Origin of the sequence: Tigheibacillus halophilus, from assembly GCF_042683165.1 — a bacterium.
Taxonomy (GTDB): domain Bacteria; phylum Bacillota; class Bacilli; order Bacillales; family Amphibacillaceae; genus Tigheibacillus; species Tigheibacillus halophilus.
Genome location: NZ_JBHUIZ010000013.1, coordinates 164,641 through 180,249, shown reverse-complemented (window position 1 = coordinate 180,249; position 15,609 = coordinate 164,641). Strand labels below are relative to the sequence as shown.

The following is a 15,609-nucleotide window of genomic DNA, read 5'->3' as shown; positions in this document are numbered from 1 at the left end:
ACCACGTTAGACACGAAAAGCTATTGCATCTGAAGGAGCATCGAGACATTTTTTGAGCTCGCTGTCAAGCTTCAGCAAAGTAACTGAACAGCCTGCCATCTCCAATGAAGTCATAAAATTCCCTACAAAGGTACGGTAAACGATGATTCCTTTTTCATGCAGTATTTTCTGTACTTTTCCATTGACAATGAAAAGCTCCATTTCCGGGGTTGCACCCAGGCCATTCACCATAACTGCCACTTCATTGCCCTCTTTGTATGGTAAATCAGTTATGATTTTCTCCGTCAGTTCCTCCGCAATTTCATCTGCGGTCCCTACTGGTTTGCGGTGAATACCTGCCTCGCCATGGATACCAATTCCAATTTCCATCTCATTGTCGGCAAGCTCGAAGCTTGGCTTTCCTACAGCAGGGACGGTACAGGAGGATAAAGCCATACCCATGGAACGTACATGATTGACAACTCGCTCAGCCATATCTTTAACCTCTTGTAAAGAAGCGCCTGCTTCCGCCATAGCCCCGGCAATTTTATGAACAAAAATCGTGCCGGCAATCCCGAGGCGCCCTGTCGTGAATTCACTGTCTTCCACTGCGACATCATCATTGACAATGACTTTTTCGACCTGGATACCTTCAGCCTCTGCCATCTCCATTGCCATTTCGAAATTCATGACGTCTCCACTGTAATTTTTAATGATCAGGAATACACCATTACCGCTGTCTGTTGCTTTAATGGCTTCCAATACCTGGTCAGGAGTTGGTGAGGTGAACATCTCGCCTGCCACCGCAGCGTCAAGCATGCCTTTACCGATATAACCCGCATGGGCAGGTTCATGACCGCTGCCGCCGCCACTGACTATCGCTACCTTATTTGCAACCGGAGCATCTTTTCGAGCGATGACAGAGGTTCCTTCCAATTGTTTGACCCTATTGGGATAAGCTGTAGTAAACCCTTCCAACATATCGAAAACTGTCTGATTTGGATCATTGATTATTTTTTTCATGTAAACTGCCTCCTTTTGATGATTTGCTTATACATATATTTGTATTTCTCTTTGTTGAAAAAAAGAAAGGATGTGTAGACCCTTTCTTTTATTTCGTTTCTTTATTTGAATTTCCTTGTTGCTTCTACAGCTTTTTTCCATCCATTATATAAATCTTCTCGCTCTTTTTGTTCCATATTTGGTTCAAAATCTTGGTCGATTTGCCATTGCTTGGAAATTTCTTCTTTATCCTTCCAAAAGCCTACAGCAAGTCCCGCCAAATACGCCGCACCAAGGGCGGTCGTTTCCTGGATCCTTGGCCGCTCGACATTTGTCCCAAGAATATCACTTTGAAATTGCATTAAAAAGTCGTTCTTGACCGCTCCGCCGTCAACGCGCAGTTTTTTCAATTCTATTCCTGAATCTTCATTCATGGCGTTCAGTACATCTTTGGTTTGGTATGCAAGAGACTCCAGTGTAGCACGTACAAAGTGTGCTCTTGTCGTACCACGTGTCAATCCGAAGACTGCACCGCGTGCATCACTGTCCCAATATGGTGTTCCCAATCCGACAAAAGCCGGCACCATGTATACACCATCCGTTGAAGCGACAGATTTGGCATATGCTTCGCTTTCCGGTGCACGCGATACTATTTTCAATCCGTCTCGCAGCCACTGAATGGCGGAACCTGCCACAAAAATACTTCCCTCAAGTGCATATTCCACTTTGCCATCCATTCCCCAAGCCAATGTAGTCAGGAGACCATTTTCAGAGCGTACACCATTTTCTCCTGTATTCATCAGCATAAAACAACCTGTTCCATAAGTATTCTTCGCCATGCCCTTTTCAAAGCAAGCCTGACCGAACAAAGCAGCCTGCTGATCCCCAGCGATACCTGCGATTGGCACTTCATGGCCGAAGAAATGATAATCAACGGTTTTAGCATAAACCTCAGATGAATCATGTACTTCTGGCATCATGCTTTTTGGGACATTCAGCATATGAAGCAGCTCGTCATCCCACTTGAGATCGAAAATATTGAACATCAATGTGCGGGATGCATTGGAATAATCGGTAATATGCGCTTTTCCACCGGAAAGTTTATAAACAAGCCATGTATCAATTGTGCCAAACAGCAGCTCGTCATTATCAGCCTTTTCTCGTGCACCTTCAACATTATCAAGGATCCATTTCACTTTCGTACCGGAAAAATACGGATCAAGCAGTAAACCTGTCTTTTCATGAACCATGTCATTATAACCTTGATCTCGCAGTTCTTTGCAAATATCTTCCGTTTGTCTGGATTGCCAAACGATCGCTTTGTAAATTGGTTTATTGGTATTCTTATCCCAGACAACAGCCGTCTCACGCTGATTGGTGATTCCTATGCCAGCGATTTGAGACGGTTCCATATCCGCTTTGCGAAGCACCTCAGCAATGCATGCCAAGGTAGACGTCCAGATTTCATTCGCATCATGTTCCACCCAACCCGGATGCTGGAAAAATTGTTCAAATTCCTTTTGGGCAACTTCAACAATTTCTCCATCATGGTTAAACAGAATCGCTCTGGAACTTGTTGTCCCCTGGTCCAATGACAGTATAAATTTTTCGGCCATTTCAATTCCTCTCCTTTGCTATATGAGCTTTTTTCTCGAATTCACGGTCTTTCTTCACTTCTATACTAGTTGCTGCAATAATTATTATCAATACAACAGCACTAAGGATCCAAAACCATATGGAAACTTTATTTGTGAATATGGCGTTGTAAAAAACACCACCATACATCCCGCCTATAATCGGACCAACAACCGGCACCCACGCGTATTTCCAATCTGAGCTCCCTTTCCTGAATATCGGAAGAACGGCATGCGCGATCCTTGGTCCTAAGTCACGCGCCGGATTAATTGCATAGCCGGTCGGACCACCAAGAGACATCCCGATTGCAACAATCAGCGCACCAACGATAACCGGATTCAATCCCTCAGTAAAATCATTTGCACCGATGAACAGCAAACCCATTACCAGTACAAATGTTCCGATAATCTCTGCCAGCATATTGGACAAATAGCTGCGCACAGCAGGTGTTGTAGAAAACACATTCAATTTCGCTTCCTGGTCTTCTGTTTCCCGCCAATGTGGGAGATATGCAAGAAACACAACCACCCCGCCTATAAATCCTCCAATCAGTTGCGCCAGGATATACATAGGAACTTTATCCCACGGAAAATCGCCGGCTATGGCGAATCCGAGCGTAACCGCTGGGTTTAGATGTGCTCCGGTGATATTTCCTACTGCGTAAACCCCAAGCATGACTGCTAGTCCCCAAGCGATGGAAATCAGAACCCAACCGGCATCAAAAGCTTTCGATTTTTTTAAAACAACGCCAGCTACGACACCGCCTCCAAAAATGATCAAGATCATCGTTCCAATGATTTCCGCTAAAAACTCAGACATGTATCGTCACCCTTTCGGCATCAAGATATATACCATTTCTGCACATATGTATTGTATTCCTTAAAAATTAGGTTGTAAAACCGTTTGCATAAACGAAAATGCAGAGCGCTCCCTAATTTCACAAGTTTGTTTGCTTTTCAATATGACATATTATCGTATTGAAGAACAACCTATCATTTCACAAATTTACTTTGAGCAGCTTAGACCCTGCTTCCTATACTATCTCCAGGAATCTGAACAGTATGAAGGTAACTTTTGTCTATAAAATTGTGCGTAATGAAGATAAGCGTTACAGTGGTTATTCAGGAGACCTTCATTATTGATCAGGCAATAACAGGAAATACACATATAACGCCTGGCTCGCCATTGTTAAATAAAACGAAAAAAGCAGGAGAAAAATCCCCCCGCTTTTTTAGACTATTGATGCTTGTTTGCCATTGTTTCTTCGGCGATTCTGATCATTCTTTTGACCATCTCGCCTCCCACTTTTCCGTTGTCTCTCGCGGTTGTGTCAGCCCCCAGCTCAACATTGAATTCCTGAGCGATTTCTTCCTTCATGTTGTCAACTGCGTTTTCGGATCCAGGGACAAGCAACTTATTGTTATTCCTGTCTTCTGCCATCGCTGATCACTCCTTGTGGGTTATGAACAGATCTTTTCCTGTTCAGTCTTACCTTGTGCCCGCAAGAGAGATTCATACTTGGTAATATGCTGTATTTTTGTTACTGATTGTTAATCCTCTTATCTAAAACCAGGTCTATGGTCCAAAAAGTTTTGAAAAGCAAACCCTTTTACATCTTCTTCTTTATAGCGTTTTAAAAGTTCATTGATAAAATTGGGGTATTTCCCTGCATGCTCCAGTCCGGTCACATGCATACTAATACCATCAAAATCAGAGCCGAAGCCAATTTGTTTCAAACCGCCCAGCTCACAAAAATGCTCCACATGCCGTAATAAGTCATCTATCGTTGCTTGGTCGCTGTCCTTTTTAATGAAGGGAGGGTTATACACTAAATGAATCAAACCATTCTTTGCAAACATCGCTTTGATCTGCTCGTCGTATAGATTGCGCGGATGATCACATATAGCCCTTGCATTGGCATGGCTGGCAAACGGATAATCGGACAGCTCAAGGATATCCCAAAAACCTTTTACTGTAGAATGGGAAACATCAGTGTATACTTGATTGGCGTTGTTCATGTTCACAACTTCTTTCCCAAGTTCTGTCAAGCCGCCTCCACGTGGTTCCCCGGCTCCATCGGCACATAGATTTGCATTGTTCCACGACATTCCCATATACAATATACCCTCGCGATACAGCTGGCGCAGCTTTACAAAGTCGTTTCCGAACGCATCTGCCCCTTCCAACGCTAAAACTGCCCCAATTTCTCCTGGCTGAAGGCGATCAAAATCTTCCCAGGATTTCATATGCTTCATTTCAGGGTGTTTATCCAGAATTTCTGTGTGAAACATGTCGATTTGCTCTAAAGCGTGCTGCCACTTTTCATCTGAAGGTACGTCCGGCTCAATAAAAATAGCAAAAAATTGTGCCATATAGCTTCCTTGCTGCAACCTAGCCAAATTAGTTTCCAATTCCGCTGCATGTTGAAATGATAATGGCAGCTTACCGTACGGCAAACCACGTTTGGCAAGCTGCAGTTTCAATAATGCATCGCAATGTGTGTCGATTATTTTCATGCTATCCATTCCCTTCTGTTTACTTATGTAGACTTGATAACCGTTATTTGTCCGCTCCCTATAGCTATTCATGCATTCTCCATGCCAGCGGTTTGGGCTTGGGCATTACAAGCCTCCACAAACCCTTTGAATATATTCATGGAAGGTGTATCTTTCTGTGCAGCCATATTTTCCGGATGCCATTGCAGACCAAGGACAAAATGATGCTGACTGCTTTCTATTGCTTCCACAATACCGTCATTCGCTTTTCCAGAAATAATCACAGGAGCTTTTACACGCCGATTGGCCTGATGATGGCGGCTGTTGACCTTTATTTTTTTACTTTCGACGAGCCGGTGAAGCAAACTATTTTCACGCACGTGGACAAAATGGGAGCCATGGGCGGACGGCGCTTTTTGTTGATGTTGAAGCAATAATTCTGTCGACTGGCTGTATATATCCTGGAACATGTCTCCCCCAAGCGCGATATTCAAGATTTGCGCACCGCGGCAGACACCCAAAATCGGCTTGCCCTGCTGAAGTACGTTGTCAACAAGCAGCATTTCAAAACGATCACGATCCGGGATGATCGTTCCAAGTTTTGGATGCGGCTCTTCATTGAACAGTGTCGGATCGATATCATAACCACCTGGCAAATATAATCCATCCACTCTTGATGCAATCTGTTCCACATCAGCATCGTCAAGCAAGTAAGGCAGAATAAGCGGCATCCCGCCTGCTTGCAAAATAGCTTTTACATTCGCTTCACTCATCATATAATAACTTTCATCCATCTCCATCGAGGCCGTGATGCCAATTAACGGTTTCATTTGAAATCCCCTCCATTTCCGGTAAACATTTCCTGATATCCAGCGAATTCCAATTCAGATCTCGCTTAGCAGCAAGCCGTAAGCTATATATGTATTGTCTAAAATACCACACACATCATCTGAGCAGACCAGCAAGTGAAAACAAATTCGCCAATTTTACCATGAGTCTTTCTAATTAAAATCATATCACCGAATTCGGACAATTTCAAAATTGAGAGAGCACAGAACAGTCCCCTTACGCTAAAGCGATAAAGGGGCTGTTCAGGTTTAATTTGGTATTTTTCCAATAATCCGTTCAATTTCATTGTCTAAATGTTGTTTCGCAAATTGTTTACCATATTTTTTAGTGGATAGTTTGTAAAGTATGACTCCTAAAATCGCCCAAAATAAAACAATCACCCACTCGTAAGGCCAAATAAGCGCCGAAGGCATGCCAGGCATGTACAGAATACCGATCCCCAGGCCCATCAATACAGCAATCGAGCCGATGATGATTCCACCCTTCAGATAGAAAGGCCGCTTCATATTCGGATATTTTCTGCGGAGCACAATAAAGGAAATAGCAACCATCAGCCATGCAACCACGAGCCCAAGTCCCCCTGCGTCTACAAACCAAACAAGCGCGGGGCGGCCAAGCAACGGCGCTACAGTGGATAAAACTGCAATTAAAACAATTGCCCGGTGCGGTGTATTATATTTCGGATGCAGTTCCCCCAGAAATCTTGGCAGCATACCAGCGCGGGCCATAGCATATATCGCTCTGCTGCCTCCCACATAAAAACCGATCCAGCTTGTCAAAATCCCGCCAATACCCCCAAGAAGCAAAATATTTCCCATCAAATCACTTCCGCCAAAAGCTTTTTTCATGGCATCTGCTGTCACTAAATTCGACTGGGCAATATCAGAGGGCCCCAGCACGCGCGATACACCGAAGATGATTGCAATATACCATAAAACAGCCAGAATGACCGAGATGATCAGCAAATACCCGATATTTTTCTGCGGCAAATCAATTTCCTCTGTCGCCTGTGGTATGACATCGAAACCGACAAACATGAATGGGGTCATAATGACAACTGTTAACAGCCCTGCCATCCCATTTTCAAAAAGCGGCTGCATGTTTTCAGTGTTTCCGGAAATCGAACTGCCGGTGATCAGAAGCACACCTGCCAGTAAAATGAGCAGTGTCAAGATGAAGTTGATGATCGTGGAGAATTTGATGCCTCTGTAGTTGATCCATGCAATGAAAATGGATCCTGCAATCCCCATTCCAGCCCATGTCATCGTCACATCCCAGCCGGCAATCGTATACATATATCCTTGGCTGTAGCGAGGTATCAAATATTCGAAAACGGTAGGCAACGCCACAGCTTCAAAAGCAACTACGGAAATATAACCAAGAACGACCGCCCAAGTGGTGATGAAACCCGCCAGGCTTCCCATTGCCTTGAAGCTGTATATCAATTCCCCGCCAGCTAAAGGCAATGCTGCTGCCAACTCAGCATACGTCAAACCGACAAATATGACCAGCATGCCACCGACCAGAAATGCAAGAATTGCCCCGATTGAACCAGCCTCTGTGATCCATAAACCCGCAGTTACCACCCATCCCCAGCCAATCATCGCCCCAAACGCCAATGCCAATACATCCCTGTTTCCCAATGTCTTCAGGAAACGTTGTTCGCTCATTTACTCCCTCCTGTTCATGGAAAAACAATTTTTTATGTTTAGGACAGTTCCATGTACAGTAAACAGTTTATTCTGCACATTCCAGGAAAATAACTCTCTACTCAGATAGCAAATTGAACCAGACATCGCCGGGGCTGGCGATGCCTGTTTCATTCCAATTTTTAATTGTATGGAGACTATGTTCCAGCAGCGCAATGTTAGACTTAGCCAGGGGATACACCACCCAAAAATACAGCACCATAGATAAGCGCTCCAAGAACAACATAAACTGGACTGATGCGCCATTTTTCCAGGGAGAAAAATCCAAGGACACCGATGATGGATGTATGAATCCATCCTACCTGTTCATAAGAATGAAAGAAGAAATCATATGTCATGACCGCCAGCAAAATGGCGATAGTCGGTCTGATGATCTGCGTCATAGCCTTTACTTTTGGTGAATCTTTATATTTCATCAATAACCCGAGCAGTGCGATCATCATGATCAACGAAGGTGCTATTGTTGCGAACAATGCGATAAGCGATCCAGTTATCCCGCCAACATCATAGCCAACATAAGCACCTAATTTGGTTGCAATTGGGCCGGGCAGCCCATTTCCTAACGCCACCATTTCACTGAATTCTGCGGTTGTTTGCCACCCGTAATGATCGACAACTTCCCTCTCAAGCAATGGGATGGTCGCTGGTCCGCCACCATATCCCAGCAAATTTGCAATAAAATTAGCTAAAAAAATCTTCCAATATAATAAAATCATCTTTCACCCGCCTGGTCCGATTTCTTTTTCCTGGAAAACATGGCGACAATGATGAAGGCTACAATTAAAATAGCGGGATGGATACCAAGCAGCTCCATTACCACAAAACTGATCACCAAATAAATAATCGTCATTAACCAGCCAAGCCCTGTCTTGGATTTCTTGACAAAATCCCAGGCAAGCACACCAATCATCACGCCAGCAATCGGCAAAACACCTCTGGCCATCCCCTGGACCCATGGCTTTTCCTTATATGTATTCAACACTGTCAGCAGCAGAATCATCAAAATGGCGGTTGGCAAAAAAGATGCAATCAACGCATTCATCAATCCCCAAAAGCCAGCTAGCCGCCAACCGATATATCCGGACATTTTTGTATTAATTGGGCCGGGCAACGTATTGCTCAACGCTAGAATATCGGAGAACTCCTCGTCATTCATCCAGCCGAACTTGTCGACAATTTCACGCTGCATCAACGGAACAGCAGAAAGCCCTCCGCCATACCCAAGCATCCCTGAACGGAAAAAGGCCATGAATAAATCTTTGTGATTGATTTTAATGTATTCTTTTTGTTGTTGTTCCTCTCCCACATTCACACAACCTTTTCATTTCTATAAAATCCATTTTAGCACAACAACTGTGCATCATCGATGAAAACCATTTCATGATTGTCATAAACATTCATTTCTTTTTCAAAATAAAAACCAGTACATCTACACATACTAAGTAAAATAATTCATTGATACATGAGACAACTTGGAATTGGCCAAGCCTTTGGATGCCTGGTGCAGTAAAGGAAAGGTTCTGTAATTCCTTGTTATCAAAAAAAGGAGGATTTTCATGTTATCCAACATAGGTATACCAGGGTTAATATTGATTCTTGTATTGGCACTAATCATTTTCGGTCCTTCCAAGCTTCCAGAAATCGGCAAGGCGGCAGGCTCTACTTTAAAAGAATTCAAGAAAGCAACCGGAGAACTATTAAGCGATGCGTCGGCAAAAAAAGATAAAGAACAATGAAATAAGGCCCCGACATGCTGCCGATGCAACAGAGCACTAAAAACCCGCCTGATTTCTTAGTCAAGCGGGCTTTTCTATATTCCAGCTATTCAGCTATTCTGATGCAACATTACCTGTATCGGAAAAAATGGGCCAATCATTTTCTTCAGCAATCTTTTTCATGTCTTTCGAAGGGTTCACAACGACAGGATGTTCCGCGAACTGAAACAAAGGGATGTCACTTTTACTGTCAGCATAAGCCCAGATTTCCTGCGCCTCTAAACAGTTTTGAAATATGAATTCCTCCACACGCTTCACTTTTTCAGTACCGTTGATTACGGTTCCGGTTTCTCCTGTGCAAATACCGTTCGGGTAAAACATTAATTCCGTACTGATAACAGGGACATCCAGCTCGACCCTATGTAAAAATGCTGCTAAAAAAGGCTCCAACGCTCCTGAAAGAACGATTACAGTATCTCCCTTTTCTTGATGTTCTTTGATTTTTTCTACAAGCGGCTTATTAATGTTTTCCTCTCCAATATCCAATAACCTGCTAAAAAAGAAATCCAATTCCTTTTTGCTTTTTCCCTTAAAAGTCCTCGCAAAAGTTTTGAAAAACTGTATACGAAAAGCATTTTTACCCTTGGATATCCCCGATGCAGCGGCTTTAGTCAAGCCTCCAGTCACCACAGTCCATTCCCGTGTCTTAAATTCTTTTTTTCCTGCGTCCAGCATGGCTTTGAAAGAACTGCCCAAGAATAAAGTGCCATCGAAATCAACTGTTACAATAGCCATTATCTTCACCTCTGAAATTGATTGTAGACCAGTTTTTCATTTCTGTAAATGAATTGACAGTGGCCTGGTAATAGACAGATTAGGCTATTCTGTCTTGATTTAAAAAGCAGGATACTATGGAGAGCATCCTGCTTCTTACCTGTTTTTCTATAGTTCTGTTTGCTTAGCCTCTTTTGTATTCCTTTTTATTTCACCCGTATTTTTTGACCAATTTGCAAGTACTGCGGATCAATTCCAGGGTTCAAATCAAGCAGCGCATCCACAGTCGTTTGATACATGACAGAGATGGACCATAACGTGTCACCTGCTTGTACGATATAAAATTGCTGACCTTGTTTTATGGATAAGCCAAGTGCTGCTGCCAGCCCCTTTGCGTGCCCTCTGGCCACTTTTTCCAAAAATGCATTTTGTTTCAAATTATTTGCATCTCCGCCATCGATAAAACCATTTTCAGTCAGCACAGCTGGCATAGCAGATTCTCGAAGCATATGAAAATTGTCTTCCTTTTTGCCGCGGTCTCGAAATCCACTGGCGAGAACGACTTGGTCATGAATCAACGTCCGCAGCCGATTCGTTTCTGCTTTGCTGCCATAGCTCCCGTTATAAATATAGGATTCGAATCCAGTGCCGCCTCCGGCATTGATATGAATCGAGAGTAAATAATCAGCATTCCAGGCATTCGCGTCGTTCGTACGCTGCCTCAATGACCTGTCAACATCACTCGTTCTGGAAAATTTCAGTGAATGGCCAGTGTATTCATTTTCCAATATCTGCCGCAATTTTAATGCAATGGCCAGCGTCAAATCCTTTTCCTTCATTCCATTGGCATTCGCACCAGGGTCAGAACCACCATGGCCCGGGTCGATAAAAATCTTTTTCATGCTATCCGCCTCCTTCTTCATGTTTGCTTCAAATATATAATCGAAACAAGCAAAAGAACGGGGGGCATTTTATCCATATCCAATCACCTGGACTAAATGAAAAAAACCCGCTGCGACTTAACGAAGACCGCTGAAAAAGCCTAAAAAGGCAAACTAGATTCTTTATAAAGCTCTAGTTTGCTTTTTTGTTGTAACGTTTAAATTAACCAATAAAATCCAAATAACCAACGGCTAATATAACTTATATGGCGGGAAGCACCGTTGATTTTCACTTCAGGTGGACGCTTTCCACGGGATTTTCGGCTGTTGCCTTTCCTGCAAGAGTCGCCACCTTCCGTTACAATCAACGGGATATGCGATTTCTTAAACAACTGTAGGCGGTGGCTCGGATGATCTCAAACCAGCAATCTCTATCGCTTAGTCCTTTTTATTCGGAAGCCCCTGATGCACGTCTTGGACATAAAACAGCTGATTCTTCCTTTTTTTGGATGATGAGTGAAGAACGGCTGATCACAGCCGCAGTAGTCACGACTGGAGAGAAAAACGATAGAAAACAGCTCCAATCCCTGATTGAAAAAAGTAAACGAGCAGGCATGAAAATCGGTACAATCATTTTATTATGGCGATGTGGACAAATGTAAAGTCTGCCTTTTCAAAGATGGGGTTACAGAGAAGACGCTAAAAGCAAGACATATTCTGTAAGCATGAAGTCAAATGTGCATACAGATCAAATAGAATTTCAGGAAAGCGACGGTTTTAAAGAAAAATCAAAAGAACGCTATAAAATAGAAGTTAAAAACAGTGAATTAAAACACAGACACGGGTATGATGTTACAGAATCCTCGGGTCAAATTGGCATGGAGTTACAAAGTGCCATGTCTATTTTCAAGTGAATAAAAAAAAGAATATTGAAGTTGATGAACTAAATCAGAGGGAAATACTCCTTGTGTTATTAGAAAATCCCCACTAAAAATCCAAAAAAGGAAATTTAGTGGGGATTTTAGTGTACAGAAAACCTATATCATAAAATCACCTTAGATTTTCAGTTGCTTTGACTTACCGCGGCGGGTTTCTTCCTATATTATGTTAAATTGTTACAGCTATCATCGCTAAAAATAGCAGCATCAAATAAAATAAAGAGGATTTAAATACGCGATTGGCCCAATGAAGGTTGTCCTTTTTGAAAAAACCCTTAAAACCGATTGCAAGCCACGCCAGGTTCAGTATCGTTGCGAAAATCACGAAAGGCCAGCCAAGCGAAGTCAAAAAGAATGGCAATGGCAATAAACATGCAATGTAAATGACAGATTGCCGCTTCGTCATATCAAAACCAAATACGACTGGTAACATCGGCACACCCGCTGCTTTATAATCATCATATCTGCGCATCGCGATAGAAAACGTATGCGGCACCTGCCAAATGAAAATGATCGCGAACATCATGATAGGAACAATATGGAAGGTCGAGGTCACTGCCCCCCAGCCGATCATTGGTGTCACGGCACCAGAAATGCTGCCGATGATCGTGTTCAAGGTATATTTTCTCTTTGACCAGAAAGTATACAGCACTACATAGACAAACCACCCAACTAATGCGTATATGGTAGCTTCCATTGTAGTTGCAAGTAAAAAGGCAAACCCTAAAACTGTAGCAATGATCCCCAGTGTCAACACGGTTTTCATTGAAAAGTTGCCTGTCACTGTCGGACGCATTTCCGTTCTTTTCATTTTTTTATCAAGATCCGCCTCATACCAGTTATTGAAAATAAGTGCCCCCGCCATGACAAATGTACTGCCTATCAAAACAAGCACTAAAGTACCCAAATGGTCAATCAGCAGTTCATCAGTAAAATAAAGAGCCAATAAAAATCCCGTCAATACAGGTAAGACGTTCAACATAAGTACAACAAATTTAACCAATGACTTTATATCCGCGATGATAGAGGAAACAGATTGCTTTTCTGTCGTCACCGCTTGGAGAGAAATGCCATCAGCACCATTTGATTTATTCAAAGCGTGCACCCCTAGCTAATAAATTCTTTTAAATTGATTGTTCCAAAGGAATTATAAATTAATTTTAGCAGAAATGCTGTTAAAACGCTATAAAACGTAACATAATCATACAAGGACAGTACAGGAAATTGTCAAGAATGTGACCAATTTAAATCATGGTTCTAATCAGCTTTTTTTTGACATAAGTTAGACAGTCGTTTTATTTTACCCCTTACCGGATATTTTTTGCTCAATATACCGTGTCTTCACCCGCTCCGCGAAACCTTACAGTAATTGCCGCGAAAATTAGTTTAGGAAGGATTATTTCATTTTTTAGGAGGTTTTTTTATGCCGAACACAAGCCATCAACTCAAATTGGATAGCCCGCTTGAGCAAGTATGGGAGTTTGTCAGTAATGTTGACAACTGGGCTCCTTTGGTAAAAGGCTATCATTCTCACCATAAACTAAGCGTCGAACAGTCAATTTGGACGTTAAAAGGAGAAGTCGGACGTATCCGTAAAACGATGAAGATCAAGATTGACATCGTGGAAATTACCGACTTTGAACGCATTGCATTTCGTATGAAAGGAATCACCGATAACCTTCATGGTTCTGGCAGTTTTTCAGCTAAGAAGCTGACAGAAAAGACCACATTAGTTACAGGGGAGCTATCCATAAAGGCGAACGGTTTGATTGGTCCCATGCTTAATCCTCTTATTACTTCCCTCCTGCCAAGGCAATTGAAGGAACTTGCCCGGTCAATGTGCTTTCAGATTGAAAAACAAAAACATCGTGCAGCTATATCATAGTCCTCATTTTCGATCCAAGCATATGGCCTGCAAATTATAATCTTAAATTAAAACTACGACAACACCCCCATAAATCTGACAAATTTACGAATTTTATATTATAGGTTTTAAATGTTTATTTATTGGGTATAGAAATATAGTGTAAAAATACAATGTCTGACTTTCATATTGTAAATAGGAAGCTTTAAATTTTATCAATTCAATTGCCTAGTATGTTGTGAAAGATACGGGGGAGAGAACACTATGAACAAACTGACGGGTGATGAGGCGGATTTACTACAAAAAGTGATTGAAGATAATGACCATGTTATCCAAGTGGGAAATAAACGCTATTATGTTACCATTATGGAAGAGCCGAAAGTACCGCAACCGAATAAAAACATACTGAAAGAAGAAGTTCAGGATTATCAGCTAAAGAAAAGAAATATACTTAAAGGAAAAGAATTTTCAATTGATGATGTCGTAGAAATGATTGATATGGGCATTATCTGATGGCAATGCAGCATTTGCTAGACTTTCGTAATGATTTCATTATATGTGAAGCAAGGGGAAGAACGTATACCTTGTTTAGCGCTGAAAAGAGAGAGACTCCGGTCTCTCTCTTTCATTCTTACAGCATTTCCTGGCAAAACTTTTCCCAATCCAAAAAATAAAACCCGCAACACAGCGGCAATTGGTTGGTCCCTAGACCGGGACAGCCAATTGCTTGCTGAGCGTTTGGATTTTTGCCATCGTGCTGATATCCATGTTTCCCCCGCTGACAATGATACCGCAATGTCGGGAGTTAATTTTATGGCGAAAAGCGAATAGTGCAGCCAAGGCCGCAGCTCCTGCTCCTTCGACCAATGTTTTATTGCGCTCGAGCATATATACGATCGCTGCAGCAATTTCTGCCTCTGAAACCGTGACAATGTCGTCTACATAATTTTGAATGATCGGCATTGTCAGTTCCCCTGGTTCTTTGACTGCAATTCCCTCTGCGATCGTTGATACTGAATCGAGTTTCTTCCTATTATTATAATGATACTTTTGAAACGCAGCATCCGCATTTTCAGCTTGCACTCCGATGATTTTAATATGACGATTGACATGCTTTGCCGCAGTAGCAATTCCGCTGATCAATCCGCCGCCGCCAATTGGGACAATGATTGTATCAATCTTATCTTCCTGCCTGAGCAGCTCCATCACCATGGACCCTTGACCTGCCATTACATCATAATCATCAAACGGATGCACATAAGTTGCACCAGTCTGCAATTTGCGTGTAAGCGACGCCTGGTACGCTTCCTGAAAAGATTCTCCTGTAAGAACTACTTTTGCACCATAGTTTCTAGTGGCTTCGACCTTTGCCTGTGGCGTATGCACAGGCATGAATATCGTTGCTTTCGCACCTAACTTGCGCGCAGCATAAGCCACTCCTTGCGCATGATTTCCAGCTGAAGCCGTAATGATGCCCTTTCGCAATTGGCTTTTGGACAGTTGCATCAACTTGAACGTTGCTCCTCTGAATTTAAATGCACCTGTTTTTTGCTGGTTTTCCATTTTGAAATAAACCTTTTTTCCGACAAGTTGATTCGTTGTCTCCGACGTCATTATCGGTGTACGGTGAACAATTGCCGCCAAACTTTTCCAAGCCTTATGAACACGTTCTCCTGTTAACAAATCCCCAAAACAGTTCACTCCCAGTGATAAGATTTTTTTACCTGATGTTTTCCAAGTCTATAATACTTTCGATTTTTTCTTTGGG

General features: G+C 42.4%; 16 protein-coding genes and 1 pseudogene. 4 read left to right on the top strand and 13 right to left on the bottom strand.

What is annotated here, in order from left to right:
• Positions 1–6 precede the first annotated feature (6 nt).
• The 9 genes from dhaK to ACFSMW_RS14255 form a co-directional block, all read right to left on the bottom strand.
• A complete protein-coding gene (gene dhaK, locus ACFSMW_RS14295; protein WP_390356729.1) occupies positions 7–1,002 on the bottom strand; it encodes a dihydroxyacetone kinase subunit DhaK in 996 nt (331 codons plus the stop codon).
• A gap of 101 nt (positions 1,003–1,103) precedes the next feature.
• The gene (glpK, locus tag ACFSMW_RS14290) at positions 1,104–2,597 is read right to left on the bottom strand and encodes a glycerol kinase GlpK (protein ID WP_390356728.1); all 1,494 of its coding nucleotides are present in this window, start codon (positions 2,595–2,597) and stop codon (positions 1,104–1,106) included.
• 1 nt (position 2,598) lies between these two features.
• Positions 2,599–3,435, bottom strand: coding sequence for an MIP/aquaporin family protein (locus ACFSMW_RS14285; RefSeq protein ID WP_390356726.1), 837 nt, complete (start codon positions 3,433–3,435; stop codon positions 2,599–2,601).
• A 417-nt stretch (positions 3,436–3,852) separates the two neighbouring features.
• The gene (locus tag ACFSMW_RS14280; RefSeq protein WP_390356724.1) at positions 3,853–4,056 is read right to left on the bottom strand and encodes a small, acid-soluble spore protein, alpha/beta type; all 204 of its coding nucleotides are present in this window, start codon (positions 4,054–4,056) and stop codon (positions 3,853–3,855) included.
• Between the two features lie 119 nt (positions 4,057–4,175).
• Positions 4,176–5,132: a dipeptidase gene (locus ACFSMW_RS14275; protein WP_390356722.1), complete on the bottom strand. Its 957-nt coding sequence runs from the start codon at positions 5,130–5,132 to the stop codon at positions 4,176–4,178.
• Positions 5,133–5,200: 68 nt separating this feature from the next.
• Positions 5,201–5,941 (bottom strand): gamma-glutamyl-gamma-aminobutyrate hydrolase family protein, encoded by a 741-nt coding sequence (locus ACFSMW_RS14270; RefSeq protein ID WP_390356720.1) that lies wholly within the window; start codon positions 5,939–5,941, stop codon positions 5,201–5,203.
• Between the two features lie 267 nt (positions 5,942–6,208).
• The gene (locus tag ACFSMW_RS14265) at positions 6,209–7,630 is read right to left on the bottom strand and encodes an APC family permease (protein WP_390356718.1); all 1,422 of its coding nucleotides are present in this window, start codon (positions 7,628–7,630) and stop codon (positions 6,209–6,211) included.
• A gap of 203 nt (positions 7,631–7,833) precedes the next feature.
• The gene (locus ACFSMW_RS14260; RefSeq protein WP_390356716.1) at positions 7,834–8,385 is read right to left on the bottom strand and encodes a chromate transporter; all 552 of its coding nucleotides are present in this window, start codon (positions 8,383–8,385) and stop codon (positions 7,834–7,836) included.
• A complete protein-coding gene (locus ACFSMW_RS14255) occupies positions 8,382–8,939 on the bottom strand; it encodes a chromate transporter (protein WP_390356817.1) in 558 nt (185 codons plus the stop codon). Before ACFSMW_RS14255 ends, ACFSMW_RS14260 begins: the two co-directional genes overlap by 4 nt.
• A gap of 286 nt (positions 8,940–9,225) precedes the next feature.
• On the opposite strand from ACFSMW_RS14255, the gene tatA reads away from it, so the two are divergent.
• The gene (gene tatA / locus ACFSMW_RS14250) at positions 9,226–9,405 is read left to right on the top strand and encodes a twin-arginine translocase TatA/TatE family subunit (RefSeq protein ID WP_390356715.1); all 180 of its coding nucleotides are present in this window, start codon (positions 9,226–9,228) and stop codon (positions 9,403–9,405) included.
• A 93-nt stretch (positions 9,406–9,498) separates the two neighbouring features.
• Here the strand turns inward: tatA and ACFSMW_RS14245 are convergent, their stop codons facing one another.
• Together ACFSMW_RS14245 and ACFSMW_RS14240 are read right to left on the bottom strand one after the other, a co-directional pair.
• On the bottom strand, positions 9,499–10,179 hold the full coding sequence (locus ACFSMW_RS14245) for an HAD family hydrolase (protein WP_390356713.1): 681 nt from the start codon (positions 10,177–10,179) through the stop codon (positions 9,499–9,501).
• 185 nt (positions 10,180–10,364) lie between these two features.
• Entirely contained in the window at positions 10,365–11,060 is a 696-nt protein-coding gene (locus tag ACFSMW_RS14240) for an N-acetylmuramoyl-L-alanine amidase (RefSeq protein ID WP_390356711.1), read from the bottom strand.
• 428 nt (positions 11,061–11,488) lie between these two features.
• Here ACFSMW_RS14240 and ACFSMW_RS14235 point away from each other — a divergent pair.
• A pseudogene (locus ACFSMW_RS14235) lies at positions 11,489–11,953 on the top strand (hypothetical protein); the annotation flags it as partial.
• A gap of 193 nt (positions 11,954–12,146) precedes the next feature.
• Here ACFSMW_RS14235 and cyoE read toward each other — a convergent pair.
• The gene (cyoE, locus tag ACFSMW_RS14230) at positions 12,147–13,073 is read right to left on the bottom strand and encodes a heme o synthase (protein ID WP_390356709.1); all 927 of its coding nucleotides are present in this window, start codon (positions 13,071–13,073) and stop codon (positions 12,147–12,149) included.
• A 327-nt stretch (positions 13,074–13,400) separates the two neighbouring features.
• Between cyoE and ACFSMW_RS14225 the strand changes: the two genes are divergently transcribed.
• Complete coding sequence (locus tag ACFSMW_RS14225; RefSeq protein ID WP_390356707.1) at positions 13,401–13,862, top strand: CoxG family protein; 462 nt, start codon at positions 13,401–13,403, stop codon at positions 13,860–13,862.
• A 243-nt stretch (positions 13,863–14,105) separates the two neighbouring features.
• Positions 14,106–14,354, top strand: coding sequence for a hypothetical protein (locus ACFSMW_RS14220; RefSeq protein ID WP_390356705.1), 249 nt, complete (start codon positions 14,106–14,108; stop codon positions 14,352–14,354).
• 192 nt (positions 14,355–14,546) lie between these two features.
• Here ACFSMW_RS14220 and ilvA read toward each other — a convergent pair whose 3' ends face one another.
• The gene (gene ilvA / locus ACFSMW_RS14215) at positions 14,547–15,542 is read right to left on the bottom strand and encodes a threonine ammonia-lyase (protein WP_390356703.1); all 996 of its coding nucleotides are present in this window, start codon (positions 15,540–15,542) and stop codon (positions 14,547–14,549) included.
• Positions 15,543–15,609 lie beyond the last annotated feature (67 nt).